At 67.0% G+C, this 19,390-nt stretch carries 17 protein-coding genes; 3 read left to right on the forward strand and 14 right to left on the reverse strand.

Annotated features, from left to right (window positions below):
* Positions 1 to 81 precede the first annotated feature (81 nt).
* From QX108_RS07785 to QX108_RS07795, 3 genes are read left to right on the forward strand one after another with little or no spacing between them, the layout of a single operon-like run.
* On the forward strand, positions 82 to 1,497 hold the full coding sequence (locus QX108_RS07785) for an ABC transporter substrate-binding protein (RefSeq protein ID WP_315779996.1): 1,416 nt from the start codon (positions 82 to 84) through the stop codon (positions 1,495 to 1,497).
* Positions 1,494 to 2,381 carry an ABC transporter permease gene (locus QX108_RS07790; RefSeq protein WP_315779994.1) on the forward strand — a complete coding sequence of 296 codons (888 nt, stop codon included), beginning with the start codon at positions 1,494 to 1,496 and terminating at the stop codon, positions 2,379 to 2,381. The genes QX108_RS07785 and QX108_RS07790 overlap by 4 nt, the downstream gene beginning before the upstream one ends.
* Entirely contained in the window at positions 2,378 to 3,250 is an 873-nt protein-coding gene (locus QX108_RS07795; protein WP_315779992.1) for an ABC transporter ATP-binding protein, read from the forward strand. The genes QX108_RS07790 and QX108_RS07795 overlap by 4 nt, the downstream gene beginning before the upstream one ends.
* A gap of 41 nt (positions 3,251 to 3,291) precedes the next feature.
* Here QX108_RS07795 and QX108_RS07800 read toward each other — a convergent pair whose 3' ends face one another.
* The 14 genes from QX108_RS07800 to QX108_RS07865 form a co-directional block, all read right to left on the reverse strand.
* On the reverse strand, positions 3,292 to 4,539 hold the full coding sequence (locus QX108_RS07800; protein ID WP_315779990.1) for an amidohydrolase family protein: 1,248 nt from the start codon (positions 4,537 to 4,539) through the stop codon (positions 3,292 to 3,294).
* A 120-nt stretch (positions 4,540 to 4,659) separates the two neighbouring features.
* Complete coding sequence (gene putA / locus QX108_RS07805) at positions 4,660 to 8,295, reverse strand: trifunctional transcriptional regulator/proline dehydrogenase/L-glutamate gamma-semialdehyde dehydrogenase (RefSeq protein WP_409998482.1); 3,636 nt, start codon at positions 8,293 to 8,295, stop codon at positions 4,660 to 4,662.
* 300 nt (positions 8,296 to 8,595) lie between these two features.
* Positions 8,596 to 9,222, reverse strand: a complete 627-nt coding sequence (locus tag QX108_RS07810) for an NAD(P)H-dependent oxidoreductase (RefSeq protein ID WP_315779986.1) — start codon at positions 9,220 to 9,222, stop codon at positions 8,596 to 8,598.
* Positions 9,223 to 9,225: 3 nt separating this feature from the next.
* Entirely contained in the window at positions 9,226 to 10,797 is a 1,572-nt protein-coding gene (locus QX108_RS07815; RefSeq protein WP_315779984.1) for an isochorismatase family protein, read from the reverse strand.
* Between the two features lie 9 nt (positions 10,798 to 10,806).
* The gene (locus QX108_RS07820) at positions 10,807 to 11,655 is read right to left on the reverse strand and encodes an MBL fold metallo-hydrolase (protein ID WP_315720832.1); all 849 of its coding nucleotides are present in this window, start codon (positions 11,653 to 11,655) and stop codon (positions 10,807 to 10,809) included.
* A 39-nt stretch (positions 11,656 to 11,694) separates the two neighbouring features.
* Positions 11,695 to 12,582 carry an amidohydrolase family protein gene (locus tag QX108_RS07825; protein WP_315779982.1) on the reverse strand — a complete coding sequence of 296 codons (888 nt, stop codon included), beginning with the start codon at positions 12,580 to 12,582 and terminating at the stop codon, positions 11,695 to 11,697.
* A complete protein-coding gene (locus QX108_RS07830; RefSeq protein ID WP_315779979.1) occupies positions 12,579 to 13,697 on the reverse strand; it encodes a VWA domain-containing protein in 1,119 nt (372 codons plus the stop codon). Before QX108_RS07830 ends, QX108_RS07825 begins: the two co-directional genes overlap by 4 nt.
* On the reverse strand, positions 13,694 to 14,575 hold the full coding sequence (locus QX108_RS07835) for a MoxR family ATPase (RefSeq protein ID WP_315720835.1): 882 nt from the start codon (positions 14,573 to 14,575) through the stop codon (positions 13,694 to 13,696). The genes QX108_RS07830 and QX108_RS07835 overlap by 4 nt, the downstream gene beginning before the upstream one ends.
* A 6-nt stretch (positions 14,576 to 14,581) precedes the next feature.
* Positions 14,582 to 15,604 (reverse strand): xanthine dehydrogenase family protein molybdopterin-binding subunit, encoded by a 1,023-nt coding sequence (locus QX108_RS07840; RefSeq protein ID WP_315779977.1) that lies wholly within the window; start codon positions 15,602 to 15,604, stop codon positions 14,582 to 14,584.
* A gap of 1 nt (position 15,605) precedes the next feature.
* A complete protein-coding gene (locus QX108_RS07845) occupies positions 15,606 to 17,174 on the reverse strand; it encodes a xanthine dehydrogenase family protein molybdopterin-binding subunit (protein ID WP_315779975.1) in 1,569 nt (522 codons plus the stop codon).
* A 10-nt stretch (positions 17,175 to 17,184) separates the two neighbouring features.
* The gene (locus QX108_RS07850) at positions 17,185 to 17,664 is read right to left on the reverse strand and encodes a (2Fe-2S)-binding protein (protein WP_315779973.1); all 480 of its coding nucleotides are present in this window, start codon (positions 17,662 to 17,664) and stop codon (positions 17,185 to 17,187) included.
* A gap of 3 nt (positions 17,665 to 17,667) precedes the next feature.
* Positions 17,668 to 18,489 (reverse strand): FAD binding domain-containing protein, encoded by an 822-nt coding sequence (locus QX108_RS07855; RefSeq protein ID WP_315780563.1) that lies wholly within the window; start codon positions 18,487 to 18,489, stop codon positions 17,668 to 17,670.
* 14 nt (positions 18,490 to 18,503) lie between these two features.
* Positions 18,504 to 18,947: an SRPBCC family protein gene (locus tag QX108_RS07860; RefSeq protein ID WP_315720840.1), complete on the reverse strand. Its 444-nt coding sequence runs from the start codon at positions 18,945 to 18,947 to the stop codon at positions 18,504 to 18,506.
* Positions 18,948 to 18,950: 3 nt separating this feature from the next.
* Positions 18,951 to 19,388, reverse strand: a complete 438-nt coding sequence (locus QX108_RS07865; RefSeq protein ID WP_172113371.1) for an SRPBCC family protein — start codon at positions 19,386 to 19,388, stop codon at positions 18,951 to 18,953.
* Between the last annotated feature and the right edge of the window lie 2 nt (positions 19,389 to 19,390).

Raw genomic sequence — 19,390 nt, forward strand, 5'->3', positions numbered from 1 at the left:
CGCTGCCGAAGTCCGGATTTGCGCTCGCGGACGCCGCCTTCATCATGGCGCCATCAACCATCCAACCGAACGGGGATGAGAATGGTCCGCTGCCATCACGCGCTCTTACTGTCCGTCACCTGTCTGTCCCTGATCGCGGCGCAGCCTGTCGCAGCAGAGACCGTCACGATCGGAATCGGGACCCAGGATACGACGACCAACACGGTCACCGCCGGCACCATCGTACGGCAGCTCAAGCTGCTGGAGAAGTATCTCCCCAAGGACGGCAAATACGCCAACATCAAGTTCGAGATCGAGTGGCAGAACTTCACCTCCGGTCCGCCCGTCACCAACGGCATGATGGCAAACAAGCTGCAGTTCGGCATGATGGGCGACTATCCGCTGATCGTGAACGGCTTCACCTTCGAGAACAATCCCGAAAGCAAGAGCCGGCTGATCGCGGTCGCCGCGTACAATCTCGCCGGCTCCGGCAACGGCATCGTCGTTCACAAGGACTCGCCGTACTACGAGCTCTCCGATCTCAAGGGCAAGCTCGTCAGTGTCCCCTTCGGCTCGGCCGCGCACGGCATGGTCCTCAAGGCGCTTCAGGACGGCGGCTATCCGGCGGACTTCTTCCAGCTGGTGAGCCAGACGCCCGAGGTCGGATCGACCAACCTGCAGGAGAAGAAGATCGACGCCCACGCCGACTTCGTGCCGTTCGCCGAGCTGCTCCCGTTCCGCGGTTTCGCCCGGAAGATCTACGACGGCGTCCAGACCAACCTGCCGACCTTCCACGGCGTCGTCGTCCGCACCGACTTCGCCGAGAAATACCCCGAGGTCGTCGTCGCCTATATCAAGGCGGTGATCGCCGCCAACCAGTGGCTGCGCCAGGATCCGAAGGCGGCGGCTGAAAAAATCCAGGAATGGACCGGGATCAACAAGGAGGTCGTCTACATCTTCCTCGGCCCCGGCGGCAACATGACCACGGATCCGACGATCAAGCCGGCGCTGGTCGATGCCGCGGCGACCGACGTCAAGGTGCTGCAGAGCCTCGGCCGCATGAAGGAGTTCGATCCGAAGAAATGGGTCGACGACAGCTACATCCGCAAGGCCTATGCCGAGCTCAAGCTCGACTACGACAAGGAGCTCGCCAGCACCGCGAACTATGAGGTCTCCGGCGAGGACAAGTTCTGCAACAAGCCGATCACCGAGCCGCGCAAGTCCGGCGAAGTCTGGGTCGACGGCGAGGGCATCACAGCCTTCAGCAGCGCGGCCTGCACGCTGGGCGCCTATGCCGACCTCAAGGCCAAGGGCAAGAAGATCAACGTCGCCTATGTGTTCGACACCGCGCGCGGCATCAAGCTGTTCGCCGACCAGGCCTTCTTCGCCGCCGCCAATGGCGAGATCGCGCCGTTCCTGCTGAAGAAGGACGCCGAGGCCTACGCCGCGAAGATCGGCGGCAAGGTGATGGGACTGGACGAGGCCGTGAAGCTGGCAGTGGCGGGAGGCAAGACTTGAGCAGCCCCGCCCTTATGACCTCGCCCGACCGGGCTGCGGCGGTCACCGCGCCTGGCGCCGCCATCCCGCCGAGCCGGCCGGAGTTTTCCGCCCGCGCAGCGCGCTGGTTCCGGCTCAATCAGGACCGGCTGCGGGCCTTGCTGATCGGCACCGCCTCGCTGATCGCGTTCCTGATCGCCTGGCATCTGCTGACGACCTACCGCGTCGTCTTCTTCGTGAAGTTCACCAACGTGCCGGCGCCGCTGGCGGTCTATGCGAGCTTCACCAAGGCGATCCACGATCCGAAATTCCTGATGCACATCCTGCTCAGCTGCCGCCGGATCTTCATCGGGTTCTCGCTGGCTGCACTGGTCGGCGTTCCGCTCGGTCTGATCATGGGCCGCTTCAAGCTGGTGCACGAGATCGTCTTTCCGGTCGCGGAGGTGCTGCGCCCGATCCCCGCCATCGCCTGGGTGCCGATGGCGATCATGCTGTGGCCGACCAACGAGCAGAGCATCGTCTTCATCACCTTCCTCGGCTCGTTCTTCCCGATCCTGGTCAATACCCTGCACGGCATGACGCTCGTCGATCCCGTGCTCGTGCGCGCCGCCAAATGCCTCGGCGCGCGCGAGACCTCGATCTTTCGCGAGGTCTACTTCCCGGCGTCGCTGCCGCACATCTTCACCGGCCTCACCGTCGGCATGGGCGTCGCATGGGTGTCGCTGATCGCGGCCGAGATGATCTCGGGACAGTTCGGCATCGGCTACTTCACCTGGGAGGCGTACTCGCTGGTTCAATATGCCGACATCGCGCTCGGCATGATCGCGATCGGGGTGCTCGGGCTCGGCTCGAGCCTCGTGATCCGCGCCGCCGGACAATTGGTGATGCCCTGGAGGTCACGATGAGCCAGGCCGCATTGGAGACCCGACAAGGCCATATCGAGGTCCGCAACTTCGCCTTGAGCTATGAGACCATCGATGGCGCCGTCGAGGCCGTCACCGACACGCAGATCCATGTCGCACCCGGCGAGTTCGTCTCGATCGTCGGTCCCTCGGGCTGCGGCAAGTCGACACTGCTCAATGCCGTGGCGGGCTTCCTGAAGCCGACCTGCGGCATCGTCACGGTGGACGGCAACGCCGTCACCGGACCGAGCGCCGAACGCGGCATGGTGTTCCAGCAGTACTCGCTATTTCCGTGGAAGACGGTGCGCGAGAACGTCGAGTTCGGGTTGAAGATGCGCGGCATGCCGAAATTCGAGCGCGCACGCGCGGCGCGCACCTTGCTGGGGCTCGCGGGCCTCGAGGCGTTCGAGAACCACTATCCCGAGCGGCTTTCCGGCGGCATGAAGCAGCGTGTCGGCATCGTGCGCGCCCTCGCCACCGGCCCCAAGGTGCTGCTGCTCGACGAGCCGTTCGGCGCGCTCGATGCGCAGACGCGCATCATCATGCAGCAGATCCTCACCAACATGTGGCAGCGGCTGAAGATCTCGGTGCTGTTCGTCACCCACGACATCGACGAGGCGATTTTCCTGTCGGACCGCGTCTACTGCATGACCGCGCGCCCCGGCTCGATCAAGGCCGAGATCCAGATTCCGCTGGAGCGGCCGCGACAGCAGGCCATGATGATGTCGTCCGAGTTCCTGGCGCTGCGCCGTGGCCTGATGTCGCTGATCCGCGAGGAAAGCCTGAAGGCGATGGGCGGCGAGATCACCGATCTGGGCATGCAGGGCCTCAGCATCGAGCTGCAGGGCCATTCCATCGCCGACATTCTCTGAGGCAGCGCCTCATTCTCTGAGGCGGCGCCTGACCGGCCCGTTCAGGAGTCGCGCCGATCAATATGAATCTTGCCCGCCTTCATCACCAGCGGGATGTGATCGCCCTGGCCGAGCAGGCAAGACACGTCGCGCAGCGGATTGCCGTCGACGACGAGAAGATCCGCAATCGCGCCCGGCGCGATGCGGCCGAGCTTGCCTTCCATGCCCAGCACCTCGGCGCCGATCACGGTGGCGCTGGCGATCGCCTCGCGGGGACCGAGAATCTCGGCGCGGATGCGAAACTCGTCGCTCTGCAGCCGCTGCGACGGGCCCAGCAGGTCGCTGCCGAAGCCCATCTTCACGCCGGCTTCGCGATAGATCTCGAGCGAGCGCAACCCGGCGTCGCGCACGTCCGCGATCTTCGCGACGCTCTCCGGCGGCAGGCCGTACTGCGCGCCCTCATTGGCAAGCGCCTCATAGGTGACGAGCGTCGGAATCACGTAGACGCCGTGCTCGGCCATCAGGCGGGCGGTCGGCAGGTCGACGAGGTTGCCATGCTCGATGGTGCGCACACCGCAGCGCACCGCGCGCGCGATCGCCTCGGCCGTGTAGGCGTGCGCCAGCACATAGGTGCCGCGTCCCCTCGCCTCGGCAACGATGGCGCGGATCTCGTCCTCGGAATAGCCGAACGCGCCGACCGGATCGGTCGGCGACGCCACCCCGCCTGACGCCATGATCTTGATCTGGTCGGCGCCCATCTGCAACTCCTCGCGCACCGCCTTGCGCACGCCGTCGACGCCGTCGGCCACCCTCGCCAGCGCGCCGACGCGCACGCAGCAGGGACAGGGCGCGTTGTCGGAGAGGAAATCGGTGCGCGCCCGCATGTCGCCATGGCCGCCGGTCTGGCTGAGCGCACGGCCGGAGACGAACAGCCGCGGGCCTTCGGTGAGTCCGGTGTCGACCGCCTGCTTCAGCGGATAGCCGGCGCCGCCGGCGTCGCGCACCGTGGTGAAGCCGCGGCGCAGCATGCCCTTCAGCAAAATCGCCGAGCGCAGGGTCACCAGCACGTTCGGCATCTGCACCTGCTGGGCGAGGTTGAGCTCGACCGCGATCGCATGGACGTGCAGGTCGATCAGGCCGGGCATCAGGGTCTTGCCCTGGAGATCGATGGTCTGGTCGGCGCTCGCCTGTAGTGGCTTGTCCGAGACCTCCTTGATCAGGTTGCCTTCGACCAGGACGTGCCGCCCTTCGAGCAGGTCGGGCTGCAGCGGGTCGAGCAGAGCGGCGTTCTTGAACAGGATGGTCGACATCAAGGTGTCCTCGATCGGAGCGAAGCGTGCGTCAGCGGGCGAAGCGGGCCAACGATGACGGTGTTCTCCCCTATCCTGTCCTGCGGCTTCGAGCCAGCCCGGGACGGCATACCTGTCTTCTCAGCCGATCGACATCAGGCTGGCATTGCCGCCGGCAGCTGCGGTGTTGGTGGAGAGACTGACCTCGGTGACCAGCCGGTCGAGATCGTAGCAGCCGTCGCTGGTGCGCGGCGTGACGAGCGGGATGATCGGCCCGGGGCGCGCGGCGAGGTCGCGGCCGAGCGCAATCAATTCATCCGTTTCGCCTTCGGCGAGCACAGCCTGCAGATCGCGGAGAGCCCGCCAGCTGTCGACGATCCGCAGGCGGCCGCGCAACTGGCTGCTGAGCGGTCCCAACACGGCACAAGCAGGGTTGGTGCGTTCGACGAATGCGTCGTTGCCGGTCATCAGAATGACGCCGATCTGGATCAGCAGCGCCTGCTCGCTTCGCGCCAGTGCAGCGACGGCGCCGCGCGAGGTGATGCGATAGATGTTCTGCTCGCCGACGGGACCTGGCAGCTCGATCTCGAAGCCGGCCAACACCTGGGGCCCATGCGCCTCGCACGCCAGCGCGGCCTCGGCATGTCCGCTGGCGCGCAACCCGTCGAGGTAAGAGCGCGTGACTGCGTCGGGCTGCGACGTCATGAGCCGCTGGCGCGGCGGCGTCGCGAACAGCCGGCGCAGATACAGCGGGCCGCCGGCCTTCGGCCCCGTTCCGGACAGGCCGGAGCCGCCGAACGGCTGCACGCCGACGACGGCGCCGATGACGTTGCGGTTGACGTAGATGTTGCCGGCCGCGCTGCGGCTCGACGCACGCGCGATGGTCTCCGTGATCCGCGAATGGATGCCGAAGGTCAGGCCATAGCCGGTGAGGTTGATCGCTTCGATGAGATCAGCGAGTTGCTCGCGACGGTAGCGCAGAACGTGGAGCACAGGGCCGAACACCTCGCGCTCGACATCGAAGATGCTGGCGATCTCGATGATTGTCGGCGCGACGAACGTGCCATGCGCCGCCGGCGGCGGCAGCGGCAGCCGCTCCACGGCATGACCGCGCGCCTGCATCGTCGCGACATGCGCATCGAGCGTGTCGCGGGCCTCGCCGCTGATCACAGGGCCGACATCGACCGACAGCGACGCGGGATTGCCGAGTTCCAGCTCGCGCATCGCGCCGCGCAGCATCGACAGGATGCGATCGGCGACATCCTCCTGCAGGCACAGGATGCGCAGCGCCGAGCAGCGCTGGCCGGCGGAGTCGAACGCCGAGGCGATGACGTCGCCGACGACCTGCTCGGCGAGCGCCGAGGAATCCACGACCAGCGCGTTCTGGCCGCCGGTCTCCGCGATCAGCGGCACCGGCTGTCCATGGATGGTGAGGCGCTCGGCGAGCTGCTTCTGGATCAGCCGCGCGACGTCGCTCGATCCCGTGAACATCACGCCCTGCACGCGGTGATCGCCGACCAGCGCCGCGCCGACGCGGCCGTCGCCCGGCAGCAATTGCAGGACATCCGTGGGCACACCGGCCTCATGGAGGATGCGGACCGCCGCGGCGGCGATCAGCGGCGTCTCCTCGGCCGGCTTCGCCGGCACCGGATTGCCGGCCGCGAGCGCCGCCGCGATCTGGCCGGTGAAGATCGCGAGCGGAAAATTCCACGGGCTGATGCAGACGATGGGCCCGAGCGCGTTGCAAGCGTCGTCCCCCGCGACGTTCTCGATCTCGTTCGCATAGTAGCGCAGGAAATCGACGGCCTCTCGGACTTCGCCGATCGCGTTGGCATAGGTCTTGCCGGCTTCGCGCACGATGAGACCGATGAGAACGGCGCTGCGCGCCTCCATGGCGTCGGCGGCGGCACGCAGAGATCCCGCGCGCGCACGCGCGGGCGTCGCCGCCCAGGCAGAGGCCGCGTCGGCTGCCCGCGCCAGCGCGGCCGCGATGTCGGATGGACTCGCGTCCCTGACCTCGCCGACGATGTCCTCGTGGTCGGCAGGATTGCGAACAAGGCGATGGCATTTGTGCTCTTCCGCCATCGACGGCAGGGCTTGCCATGCGAGGCGCCCGCTCTCGGCGAGCGCTTCGCCGAGCCGCGCGAGTTCGCCTTCGTCGGACAGATCGAGGCCAGCCGAGTTCAGTCGCCTGGCGCCGAACAGCCGTCGCGGATGACGGATCTTGTCATGGGGTGCACCCGGAGCCTGCGAGGAGCGCACGAGCGCCACCGGGTCCGCGATCAGTTCGTCGACGGACACCGCCGGATCGGCGATGCGATTGACGAAGGAGGTGTTCGCGCCATTCTCCAGCAGCCGGCGCACCAGATAGGCCAGCAGTGTTTCATGCGATCCCACCGGCGCGTAGATGCGACACGGACGGTCGAGGCGGTCAGAACCGACAACCTCTTCGTAGAGCGGCTCGCCCATGCCGTGGAGACATTGAAACTCGTATTGGCCACGATAGAAATTCGGCCCCGCCATTTCGACGATCGACGCCAGGGTTCGTGCATTGTGGGTGGCAAACTGCGGAAACACCGCGTCGGGTGCCGCCAGCAGCTTGCGCGCGCAGGCGAGATAGGACACGTCGGTGTGGCTCTTCCGCGTGAACACCGGGAAGTCCTCCAGGCCGTCGACCTGCGCACGCTTGATCTCGCTGTCCCAATAGGCGCCCTTGACCAGCCGCACCATCAATCGACGTTGCGAGCGGCGGGCAAGATCGACGAGCCAGTCGATGACGAAGGCGCAGCGCTTCTGATAGGCCTGGACGACGAAGCCGATGCCGTTCCAGCCGGCAAGGTCGCGATCGAGGCAGAGCGCTTCGAGCAGATCGAGGGACAGATCGAGACGGTCGGCCTCTTCGGCGTCGATGTTGAGACCGATGTCATACCGCCTGGCGAGCCCTACCAGTTGCTTCAGGCGCGGCAGCAGTTCCGCCATCACCCGGTCGCGCTTGATGCGGCTGTAGCGCGGATGCAGCGCCGACAGCTTGATCGAGATGCCGGGCCCTTCATAGATGCCGCGCCCGGCCGAATGCCGTCCGATCGCATGGATCGCGGTCTCGTAGGCGGCGAAGTAGCGCGCAGCGTCGTCCGCCGTGGTCGCCGCCTCGCCCAGCATGTCGTAGGAGTAGCGGAAGCCGTGTCCCTCCCAGCGCTGGCCGTTCGACAGCGCCTCCGCGATCGTCTGGCCCGCGACGAACTGCTCGCCCATCAGCCGCATGGCGAGCGTCACACCCTTGCGAATGATCGGCTCGCCACCGCGGGCGATCAGCCGCGTCACCGCAGACGCCAGACTTTCCTCGCTGGCGGCAGCCGTCAGCCTGCCGGTCACGATCAGACCCCAGGTCGCCGCGTTCACCAGCAGAGACGGGCTGTGCCCGATGTGAGCGCGCCAGTCGCCGGTGGCGATCTTGTCGCGGATCAGCGCGTCGCGGGTCGCCGCGTCGGGGATCCGCAGCAAGGCCTCGGCCAGGCACATGAGCCCGACGCCCTCCTGGCTCGACAACGAATATTCCTGGATGAGGCCTTCGATCCCACCCGACCGCGTCCTGCCGCGCAGCCGCTGAACGAGATCACGCGCCAGGGCGGCAGCCCGCTGCGATGGGGCCTCGGCAAGGGCCGCTAGCTCAAGCAACGGCCCGAGGCACTCCGGTTCGGCGCGACGATAGGCCGAGGTGATCGCGGCACGCAGCCCGCTCTGCACCCGGAGCTGCGCACCGAACTGCGCAAACGGCATGGGGACGTTCTCCAGTGAATCGATCGTCTTCATTCTACCGGATACTGCCCCGTCGGTGCTCCTCTAATCCCGTCGCCCCTCGAGCATAGCGACCTTGCTCTGGACGATCGGAGCGTCCTCTTGATGAAACCCTTGCCGCGGCGGCAGGCTCGTCCAGGTGGCCCGACACGCCGGAGTTCCATTGCGAAGGTGGTGACGCTGACCTGACGGCGGACGCGCGAGCCACAGCGATCGGCAGTGTGCGCCATCGCCGACTGGGTCAGGTCGGAGCTACGCGACGCGCGCCGACGAACCCGCCATTCAGAATCGCGAGGCCAGCTCGACGAGTTGCCGATGTGCCCTGTCTCGCGCCGCGCCCGTGTGCTCGGACGGCCCGCTGGTCGGCCCAAGGGCGACGAACCTGACATCGCGGAGGCCCATGAAACGCAGCGCCTCGCGCAGATAGGGCGTGGCAAGATCCGATCGCCCGCGGCTCATGCCCGTCGTGAAGTCGCCGCCGCTCGCGAGGATCACGAGGGTCGGACGGTCCTTCAACAGCGGCAGATAGCCGCGCGCAGGATCGAAGCGAAAGGTGAGACCGGGCTGGTTGATGATGTCGAGCCAGTGCTTGAGCTTGTAGGGGATGCCGAAATTCCACATCGGCGTCGAGATCACGACGCGTTCGGCCAGATCGAGCCGCACCGCCATGCGCTCGGCGATCGCGAAAGCCTCGCGTTGGCTGACGGTGAAGGCACGCCCGCCCATGCGCGCATATTTCGCCTGCAGGATTTCGCCATCGAATTCGGGCAGGCTCTCGCGCCACAAATGCATCTCGTCGACGTCCCAACCCGGCCGTGCCTGCCTGAAACGGTCGAGAAAGACGCGCGCGCCAGCGCCGGATTCGGAGTCCGTACGCGGCGAGGCGACGAGATGAAGCAGCTTGGGCATGCCCTACCCCAGCGCTTTGATCACGGCATCGGCCCGGGTGACGACGGAGACGTTCTGCAGGGCGAAGTTGATCGAGGCGTTGTGCCAGTCGGCATTCATGGTCGAGCAGCAATCCTCCGGCACCACCATGAAATAGCCCTTGTCGGCGCCGGTGCGCGCGGTGTGCTCGACCGACATGTTGGTCCAGGCGCCGGTGTTGATGATGACGTCTCGTCCGGTGGCTTTGAGGATCGTCTCCAGCCGCGTGCCTTCCCACGCGCTCATCCGCATCTTCTCGACGACGAAGTCGCCGCTGCGCGGCTCGAGCCCCGCAACGGGCGCCGCGCCCCAGCTGCCGCGGACCATCGCCTTGCTGTCGACCAGCCCCTCGAACAGCGGGGCGTTGAGCGTCACCCCGGGCGCGCCGGGCTCGACCACGAACCAGACATGGATGATCACGACGCCGCGCGCCCGGGCGGCCTCGGCCAGCCGACGGACGTTGTCGACCACGCGCTGCTGCTTGGCATGACCGGGCGCTCCGGACTCGGCAAAAGCGCCGCCATCCATGATGACGTCGTTCTGGAGGTCCTGGATGATCATCGCACAGCGGCGCGGATCGAGCTGCATGTCGCCCGTTGCCAGTTGCGGCGCCTGCGGAGAGGACGACGTGGTGGCGCCGCCGGGCCGCGCACTCATGTACGGCTCGTGGCGCGGACCGACCTTGGTCGCGATCGCGTAGACCGAATGGGTGGCGGTGAGATAGAGCGTGCGAAACTCAGGCCCGCCCCAAGCCAGGTTGGCGACCAGCTCCGGCACGCGCACCTTGCCGAGCAATTCGCCACCGGGCGCATAGACCCAGACGCCGCCCGGCGCGGTGACCCAGACATTGCCGCGCTGATCGCATTTCATGCCGTCGGGCACACCCGGCTCGAGCTCCGAGCGGATGCCGCTGGCGAAGACGCGGCCATTCGACAACGTACCGTCGCTGCCGACGTCGAACACGCGGATCACGGCCTGCACGGTGTCGTTGACGTAGAGCAGCTTCTCGTCCGGCGAGAAGCACAGCCCGTTGGGCTGATCGAACATGTAACGGTCGACCAGCAGAAGCGGCGCTCCGCCCCCCGGCGGCACGCGGTAGACGCCCTGGAAGCCGAGCTGCCGCGGCCGCTCGACGCCATAGACCGGCATGCGGCCATACCAGGGGTCCGAGAAATAGATCGCGCCGCTGGAGTGGACGCACACATCATTCGGGCTGTTGAGCTCCTGGTTCTGAAAATGCGACGCCAGGATCTCGCGCCGCCCGTCGGGCCGCTCGCGCACCAGCGACGACGTCGCGTGCTCGCAGACGATGAGATTGAGCTCGGCATCATAGGTCATGCCGTTGCACTTGTTCGAGGGCCGCCGCATGTCGACGACGCCTCGCTTCGCATCCCAGCGGCGCCGCACGTCAGCCGGCATGTCCGAGAACAGCAGGAACTGCTCGGCCGGGTGCCAGATCGGTCCCTCGGTGAATTCGAATCCGGTCGCGACCTGCGCCACCGGCGCGTAGGGATCGATCAGGCTCTCGAATTCAGGGCGCAAGGTGACGTGGGTCATGACGCGTCCTCACGCCGGAAACCAGTGCCGCTGCGGCAGCGACTGCACGACGGGGCCCGGCACCTGGTCGTGCAGTCGCCCGACCACCATCCCGCCCTCGATCTTGGCGGGGCGATCGTGCACCGGCAGCAGGTAGCGCGAGCTCGACAGCAGCTTCTTGATCGCCGCCTTCTCGGCGCGCTTGCTGGTGCCATGGTTGCCGGTGGTGCGCGGCTCGGCGTCCTGGATCTCGTTGAACGGCGTCACGATCTGGTCGTTGAAGTCGTAGATCACGTCGCCGCAGATCGTGGCGATGCCGTCAGCCGTGTGGACATGAACGTTCATCGATCCCTCGGTGTGGGCGTTGGCGGCGTCGCAATAGACGCCGGGCATCAGCTCCACCGGGCCAGTCAGCTCCAGATCGAGGAAACGCAGCGCGCTCTTGGTGTGCAGCCTGTCGATCAAATGCTTGATGTCCGGCGCCGGATATTGCGGATGCATCAGGCCGGAGACGGAGTATTCGAGCTCGCGGCGATTCAGCACGACCGTCGTGTTCATCGGAAACAAATCGTCCTTGCCGGCATGATCGATGTGCAGATGGGTGTGGCAGACATAGCGGACGTCGCCCATGCGCACGCCGTGGCGCGCCAACTGGTTCTCGATCATGTTCTCATGGTACTGCAGGCCGCGCATGCCCAGCGTCTCCATGATCTGGTTCGAGCGGTAGCCGGTGTCGACCACGACCGGATAGGGCCCGCCCAGGATCAGGAATCCGAGCGTCAGCACCCGGCGAGTACGGCCGCAGTCGCGGCCGAGCACGAGGAAGCTGGATTCCAGCTCGATATCACCATAGTCGAGAATCTTGATTTCCAGCGCCATGAGCGTTCCCTGTTGCTTTTGTTGTCGTTGCGAGCGGCGTCAGCCGAGCCGATAGACGCGCCGCGCGGTCTCTCCCATGATTTGCGTGCGTGCGCGCTCATCGAGATCCTCGATCGCTGCCTCGTAGGCCGCAACGAGCGCGCGATAATCCGTCCAGAGCTTTTCGATCGGAAAGTTCGAGCCGAACAGGCAGCGCTCGGCACCGAACATGGCGGTCGTCTCGCGAACGACGTCGGCGACGTGCGCGGGATCGTTGCGGCGGACGAAGGTACCGAGGCCCGAGAGCTTGCTGACGACATTGCGGCAGGCGGCGAGCCGCTGCATGCCCGCGCGCCATTGCTCGCGTCCTTCAGGCGAAAGATCCTCCAGCATCCCGGCGTGCTGCAGGATGAAGGTGACGGACGGACAGCTCTCGGCCAGGGCCGCCGCGCCCGCCATCTGCGGCGCGAACACCTGCAGATCGAACGACCAGTCGTAGTCGGCGAGCCGTGCGATGTTGGAACGGATATTCGGATCGCTGCAGAGATCGGACGACGCCGCGAAGCGATACAGCGGGTTCTCATGCCAATGCAGCTGCATCCGCACGCCGCGCACCAGCGGGTAGCGCGCGAGCCGGTCGAACTGCGGTCGTGCATCCCCGACCGAGAGGTCCGCGTAAGCGACGATCGCGTGCGGGAAGCCGTGTGCATCGGACGTTCGCTGCACCCAAGCGGCTTCGTCCTCGAAGCCGTCCTTGGCCCAATTGGTCTGGACGTAGACCGACTGCGTCACGCCGCTCGCGGCGATGTCGCCGAGAAATTCTTCGATCGGATAGTCGCGCCGGATCGGCTCATAGGGGCCGAAGATGCGCGGCTGCATCGGACCGACGAGCCAAGGCAGGTCGGCCTGGCGCCAGATGTGATGATGCGCATCGACATATCCGCTCATGCCGCCCTCCTCTGCGCCAGCGACAGCACGTGCGCGACGATCGCCTCGTCCGATCCGCCGGGAACGATGTCGTCGACGTAAGGCGCAATCGCCTGCAGCGCTTCCGTCTGTGGCTTGAATCCCGGCGCGGTCGCCAGTGGCGTCAGCCAGCTCAGCCGCCAGGCGCGCAACGACAGCTTCCAGACGGCATCGCGGAGCGCCTGATGATCGCCGCGCTCCAGCCCGTCCGAGATCACCAGCACCGCGGCGCCGCGCGCATAGGTCGAGAACCGCGGCACCGCGAGGAACGCCTGCAGTGCCTCGCCGATGCGCGTGCCGCCGTCCCAGTCGCTGACGAGATGCGAGGCCGCGAGCAGCGCCTGCTCGCGCCGCTTCAGGCGCAACGGGCGCGTCACGCGGGTCAACCGCGTCCCGAGTGTGAACACCTCGGCCTGGGGCACCGCCTGCACCAGCACATGCGCCAGCCGCATGTTGTCCTCGGTGCGAGCCTTCATCGAGCCGGAGACGTCGATCAGCAGCAGCAGGCGGCGCAGCCGCGGCCGGCGCTTCAAGCGCCGCAGCGACAACACCTCGCCGTCACGCCGCACGCTCTCCCGCAAGGTCCTGCGCAGGTCGACGAAGCCGCCGCGCCGCGCCCGCATGCGGCGGTGTCCGCGCCGCTTCGGCAACCTTGCCCGGGCCTGACGCGCGAGGCGCTGCAGGGCAGTGCCGCCGGTGGCCGCAGCAAGGCGGCGCGCGACCAGCGCCTCGGTCCGCGTGGCGGCCAACCCGGATTCGTTCTGCTCCTGGGCGCTGTCGGGATCGACGCCCTCGTCGCCCTCCTCCTGCAGCCGCACGACGTCGTCCTGCTGGTCGGTGTCGCTAAGGGCTGCCGCGTCAGTGACCCCAAAATGAATGTCGAACAGCAGATGATAGGTCGCGAGCCGCTCGGGCGGCGGCGCCAGGGTTGCGGCTCCAGCGCGGCGAATGTCGTCGAGACTGGACGGGCCCAGCAATTCGATCGCAGCGAGAAACGCCGTGGTCTGCTCGGGCGCGATCGCGAATCCGTTCCGCCGCAGCAGCGCGGCGAAGGTGACGAAAATCTCGGTCGCTCGTGGCAGTCGCGGCTCGCTCATGTCATCGCCTCCGCGAGCAGCGCATCGAGCCGGGGAGCGACGAAGGACAAATCCTCCTCGTCCTTCAGCGCCACGCCAATCGAGCGCTTGAAGGCATCGGGCCAGCGCGCGCCGGTCTGGTTCAGGAGCGTTGCAGCTTCGGCCCAGTCGACCGCCTCCGCAATTCCCGGCGCCTTGCTCAAGGGCTCGCGCCTGAGCTTCGCGACCGCCGCCACCACGGCGCGCGCAGTCGCCTCGGCAACGCTGGAGGCCCGCATCATCACGATCCGGGCTTCGCGTTCGGCCCCCGGATAGTCGATCCAATGGTAGACGCAGCGGCGACGCAACGCCTCATGAAGATCGCGGGTCCGGTTCGAGGTCAGCACGACGATCGGCCGCTCGGCGGCGCGCACCGTGCCGCGCTCGGGGATCGAGATCTGGAAGTCCGAGAGGAATTCGAGCAGGAACGCCTCGAACTCCTGGTCGGCGCGATCGATCTCGTCGATCAGAAGGACGGTCGAGTCCGGCGCGCGCAGACAGGCCAGCATCGGCCGCTCGATCAGGAAGCTCTCGCCATAGATGTCGATGCTCTCCTCGCCGGCCTGGCGGATCGCCAGCATCTGGCGCGGATAGTTCCACTCGTAGAGCGCAGCCGCAGCGTCGATGCCCTCATAGCATTGCAGTCGGATCAGCTTGCGGCCGAGCACGGCGGCGATCGCCTTCGCCGCCTCCGTCTTGCCGACGCCCGGCGCGCCTTCGAGCAGCAGCGGCTTGCCGAGCGCAAGCGCGAGATATGCGGCAGTGGAGAGCCCGTCGTCGGCCAGATAATAGGCTGCGCGCAACGCCTTCTCCAGCGCCTGCGGCGAGTCGATGCCGACGATGTTGCTGCGGACCACCATCGCGCCTCACCGCCGCGTCTGCGGCCGGGCGCCGCCCTGGGCCTTGATCGCACGCAGCACTCTTTCGGGCGTGATCGGCAGTTCGTCGATGCGAACCCCGACTGCGCTGAAGATCGCATTCGCGATGGCCGGCAATACCGGGTTCGCGCACATCTCGCCCGGCCCCTTGCCGCCGAACGGGCCGTCCGGCGCCGGCCGCTCCAGCACCGCGATGTCGTGCGGACAGATGTCGCCGGGTCCGGGCATCAGATATTCGACGAAGTCACGGGGCCCCTGCTTCGGATCAGGATAGTAAGGCTCCGTCGTCTCATAGAGCGCGTGGCTCATCCCCATCCAGGCGCCGCCGACCAGTTGCTGCTCGACCAGACGCGGATTGAGCGCGCGACCCAGCTCGTAGGCAGAGTCCATCCGGATCACGCCGACCTCGCCGGTCTCGTCGTCGACCTCCACCTCGGCGACGAGGCAGGCATGCGCATAGCAGGTGGCCGGCGACATCTCGCCGGTCTCGGGATCGACGTCCGACAGCGGCACCAGGAAGATGCCGCGTCCCGAGATCGTCTTGCCCTGGCGAAACTGCGCGGCGATGGCGACGTCCTTCACTGAGATCGAGCGATGCGGCGCGCCCTTGACGTGGATGTTGCCGCGACCGTCGGTCTCGAGATCCCCAGCGTTGACTTCCAGCTCCTCCGCCGCCGCCTCCATCATCACGCCGCGCGCCTCCCTGGCCGCGGCCATCACCGCATTGCCGACGCGATGGGTGCCACGCGAAGCGAACGAGCCCATGCAATGCGGCCCGGTGTCAGAGTCCGCCGTGTCGACATAGACGTCCTCGACCGGCACGCCGAGCGTCTCGGCGCAGATCTGACGCGTCACCGACTTCATGCCCTGGCCGAGATCGATCGATGACAGCGCCACCGTGAACTTGCCGCTGGGGTTGGAATGCACCAGCGCCTGGCTCGGATCGCCGCCGAGATTCATGCCGATGGGATAGTTGATCGCCGCCATGCCGCGGCCGCGGTGCCTCGTCATCTCAGCGCCTCCTCGTTCCGAACACCGACGAGAACCGCGTCGCGCCATGTGCGGGAGCCGGTGCCGGGCTCTGTGGTGGTGGCGGCTCCGAAGACGGAGAGATCGGAAGCCCGCGGTCATAGCTCGTGCGCTGCTGCGCCGGCGCAGGCCGCGCGCTCGCCGGCTCACGTGGCGTGGACGGCACCGCGGCGCGGGCACCGCCACCGTCCTTGCGCGACGACATCCGCCGGAACTCCTCACGGATCGGCCACTTCGCCTTCTCGGCCGCGACCTGCACGCATTCGATCAGCGCGGTGTTCTTGGCCTCGCGGCGATGCGCCTTCATGTCGCCGTCGCGATACGCATTGAGGATGCGGAACTCCATCGGATCCATGCCGATGAGATGCGCGAGCTTGTCCATCTGGCATTCGAGCGCGAAGTCCATTCCGGTGATGCCGAAACCGCGCATCGCGGTGGCCGGCGTGCGGTTGGTGTAGACGCAGTAGATGTCGCCATGCACGTTCGGGATCGTGTAGGGACCCGGCAGATGCGCCGCACATTTCACCACCGCGTAGCTCGACAGCCGCGTATAGGCGCCGGAGTCGAAATAGCCGCGAATCTGGCGGGCGACGATCCGGCCGTCGCGCATGACGCCATCCTTGATGTAGATGCGCTCGGCGCCGCGCGGCGGTCCGAACTGCATCTCCTCCTCGCGCCCGAGCACGTATCGCACCGGGCGACCGGTCAGCATCGCGGCGAGGATGGCGAGCGGCTCGGTCAGCGTATCGACCTTGCCGCCGAAGCCGCCACCCACCGTGCCGCCGATGAAGTGGAACGTGTTCGACGGCAGATCGAGGATCTTGGCGCAGGTGTCGAGCGAGAAGAACAGCGCCTGGGTCGAGGTGTAGACGACATAGCGGCCGTTGGTGTCGGGCGCCGCGATCGAGCCGTTGGTCTCGACCGGCGCATGCTCGATCGGCGACATCTGGTAGCGCTGTTCGAGGACGTGATCGGCTTGGGCAAGGCCACGCTCGACGTCGCCGAAGCGCAGCTTCTGATGATCGTAGCGCTCGTGATAGGTGAACGTATTCTTCGGATAGGTCTCGTTCACCGTGGGCGCCCCGGGCTTCAGCGCCTCCTCGACGTCGAACACGGCCGGCAAGGTCTCGTAGTCGACGCGCACCTTGGCGGCCGCCTCGGCCGCCGCGCGCGGCGTCTCGGCAACGACGGCGACGATCGGCTCACCGCGATAACGCACCTTGTCGACGGCCAGCGTCGGCTCATCATCCTTGCCGAAATTGATCAGGCTGAGCAGCGTGTTCAGGTTGCGCGGCACATCGCTGCCCCTGATGATCCGCCGCACGCCCTCGCTCCGCTCGGCCTCGCTGGTGTCGATGCGGCGCAGCCGCGCATGTGGCTGTGTGGATCTCACGACGCGCAGATGCAGCATGCCCTGCAGCTTGTGATCATTGAAATAGGTCGACGTGCCCGTGACGTGGCCGAGCATGTCCTGGCGCTGGGTGCCCTTGCCGACCTCGTTGAGATTGTCGTCACGCTCGTCGGCGAAGATGTCCTTGCGCAATTCCAGCATGGCGTTCTCCTCAGGCGCTGGGACGCAGCGACGCGGCCGCCGCCAGCACCGCATTGATGATCGGCTCGTAGCCGGTGCAACGGCAGATGTTGCCGGAGATCGCTTCCACCACCTGCTCACGGCTCGGCTGCGGGGTCCGGTCGAGCAGCGCCTTGGCCGCCATCAGCATGCCCGGCGTGCAATAGCCGCATTGCGCGGCGAAGCCGTCGGCGAACGCGCGCTGCAAAGGATGCAGGTTCGGCCCGCTCTTGATGCCGTCGAGCGTCTCCACCGCCCGGCCCTCGACGGCTTCGGCCAGTGTCAGGCAGGAGAGATGCGCGTCGCCATCGATGAGGACCGTGCAGGCGCCACAGCCCCCCTGCCCGCAGCCGAACTTCGGCGTCACATCGCCCAGCATCTCGCGCAGCACCACCAGCAGATTGGTGCCGCCATCGACGAACAGCGCGACGTCGCGACCATTGTGCCGGAACTGCAACGGTGTCTTCGCCATGGCCTAGCTCTCCTGTCCCGACAGCAAACGCCGCAGATGCACGCCGACGACTTCGCGGCGATACCAGGCGCTCGCGAGCGAATTGTCGGTGGGCGCCGTGCCTTCGGCCGCGGCGGCGGCCGCCGCGTTGATCGTGCCCGCATCGAGCGGACGGCCCTCGAGCGCGCGCTCGGCCGCCTTGGCGCGAACAGCGGTCGGCGCCATCGATCCCAGCGCGATGCGGGCGCCGGTGACGCGGCCGCCGCTCTGCGGAAGATGCGCGGCGAGCGTGATGACCGATCCGCCCTTCGGCTTGATGCGGGCGATCTTGCGGTAGCGGAAGGCATCGGCCGACGCCGGCCGGAGACAGGACACGGCGACGACCAGCGCACCGGCTTGACGATCGCGGGACTGCAGGAACTCCTCGAGCGGCATGTCCCGCAGACCGAAGCCGCCCTGCATCGAGACCATGCCGTCGAGCGCCAGCAGCGCCACCGTGAAGTCGCCGAACGGCGCGGGCGCGAACAGATTGCCGCCCACGGTCCCCATGTTGCGCACCGCAGGCCCGCCGATCGAACGTGCTGCCGGATGCAGGAAGGTGAGATCGCGTTCGGCAAGCACGCGGGAAAAGGTGACACCGGCGCCGATCCGGATGCGTGCACCCGCTGCATCGATGCTTTGCAGAGCGCGGTCGGTCGCGCGGATGACCGTCGCGACCGAGACGTCGCCTTCGTTCAGATCGCGCATCACCAGCGTGCCGCCGCCGAGATAGCGGGTGGCGCGATCGGACGACAGCGCGGATGCCGCCTCGCTCAACGCCTGGAACGTCTTGACCGTCACCGGCATCGATTCACCCTCGCTCATGCCGCCTGCTTCAGATGCGATCGAATCGCCTCGAAGCCGGCCTGATAGATGTCCTCGGCGACCATGCGCGTGAGCGCCTCTGACTGCTCGGGCCGCGTCGTGAAACGGCTTTCCCAGTGCCAGAATGTCCGATCACCATCGGTGACCGGCAGCAGCCGGACGTGGGCGACGTAATTGAAGAGCTGGATCGGCGTGTCGAGCAGGCAGTAGCTGAAGCTCTGCTCCAGATCGGACAGCGCCAGCAGCTGCTCACGCAGCTCGGAGCCGTCCTTGAGGCGGAAGCGCCTGATACATCCGATCTTGTCGGACGTCTGCGAGCGTTCGATTGCGGACGTCGCGACCGCCGGATGCCAGCGGTCATGGCCGTTGAAGTCGCGCAGCACATCCCACACCGCCGTGGTGGGCGCGTCGATGATGGTGCTCTTGACGACGTGCGGCACGGTTCAGCCTCCGAACGCGCGCTTCAGCGCATCGAAGCCGCCCTGGAACACGCCACCGCCGATCGAGGCCACCAGATCGGCCTCGCGCTCCGGCGCGCAGTCGAACTCGGCGGTCCATTCCAGGAACGTCCTGTCACCGTCGGTGACGGGCGTCAGCCGCAAGGTCGCGACGTAGTTCGACACGCCCATCGGCGATTCCAGGATCGAATAGGTGCAGAACATGTCGTAGTCGGACAGGCCGAGCAGCTTCTCGCGGATGCGGTCGCCATTGCGCAGCCGAAAATCCCTGACGCAGCCGATCTTGTCAGCGGGTTCACCGCCCTCGATGCGGCTCTCGGCGATCGCCGGATGCCAGTTCGGCAGGCCATTGAAGTCGCGGACGCGTGCCCATACCCGGTCATTGCGGGCACTCACCACTGTGGAGACGTAGACCCTTGCCATGG

It is taken from the genome of Bradyrhizobium sp. SZCCHNR1002, assembly GCF_032381435.1.
GTDB lineage: Bacteria > Pseudomonadota > Alphaproteobacteria > Rhizobiales > Xanthobacteraceae > Bradyrhizobium > Bradyrhizobium aeschynomenes.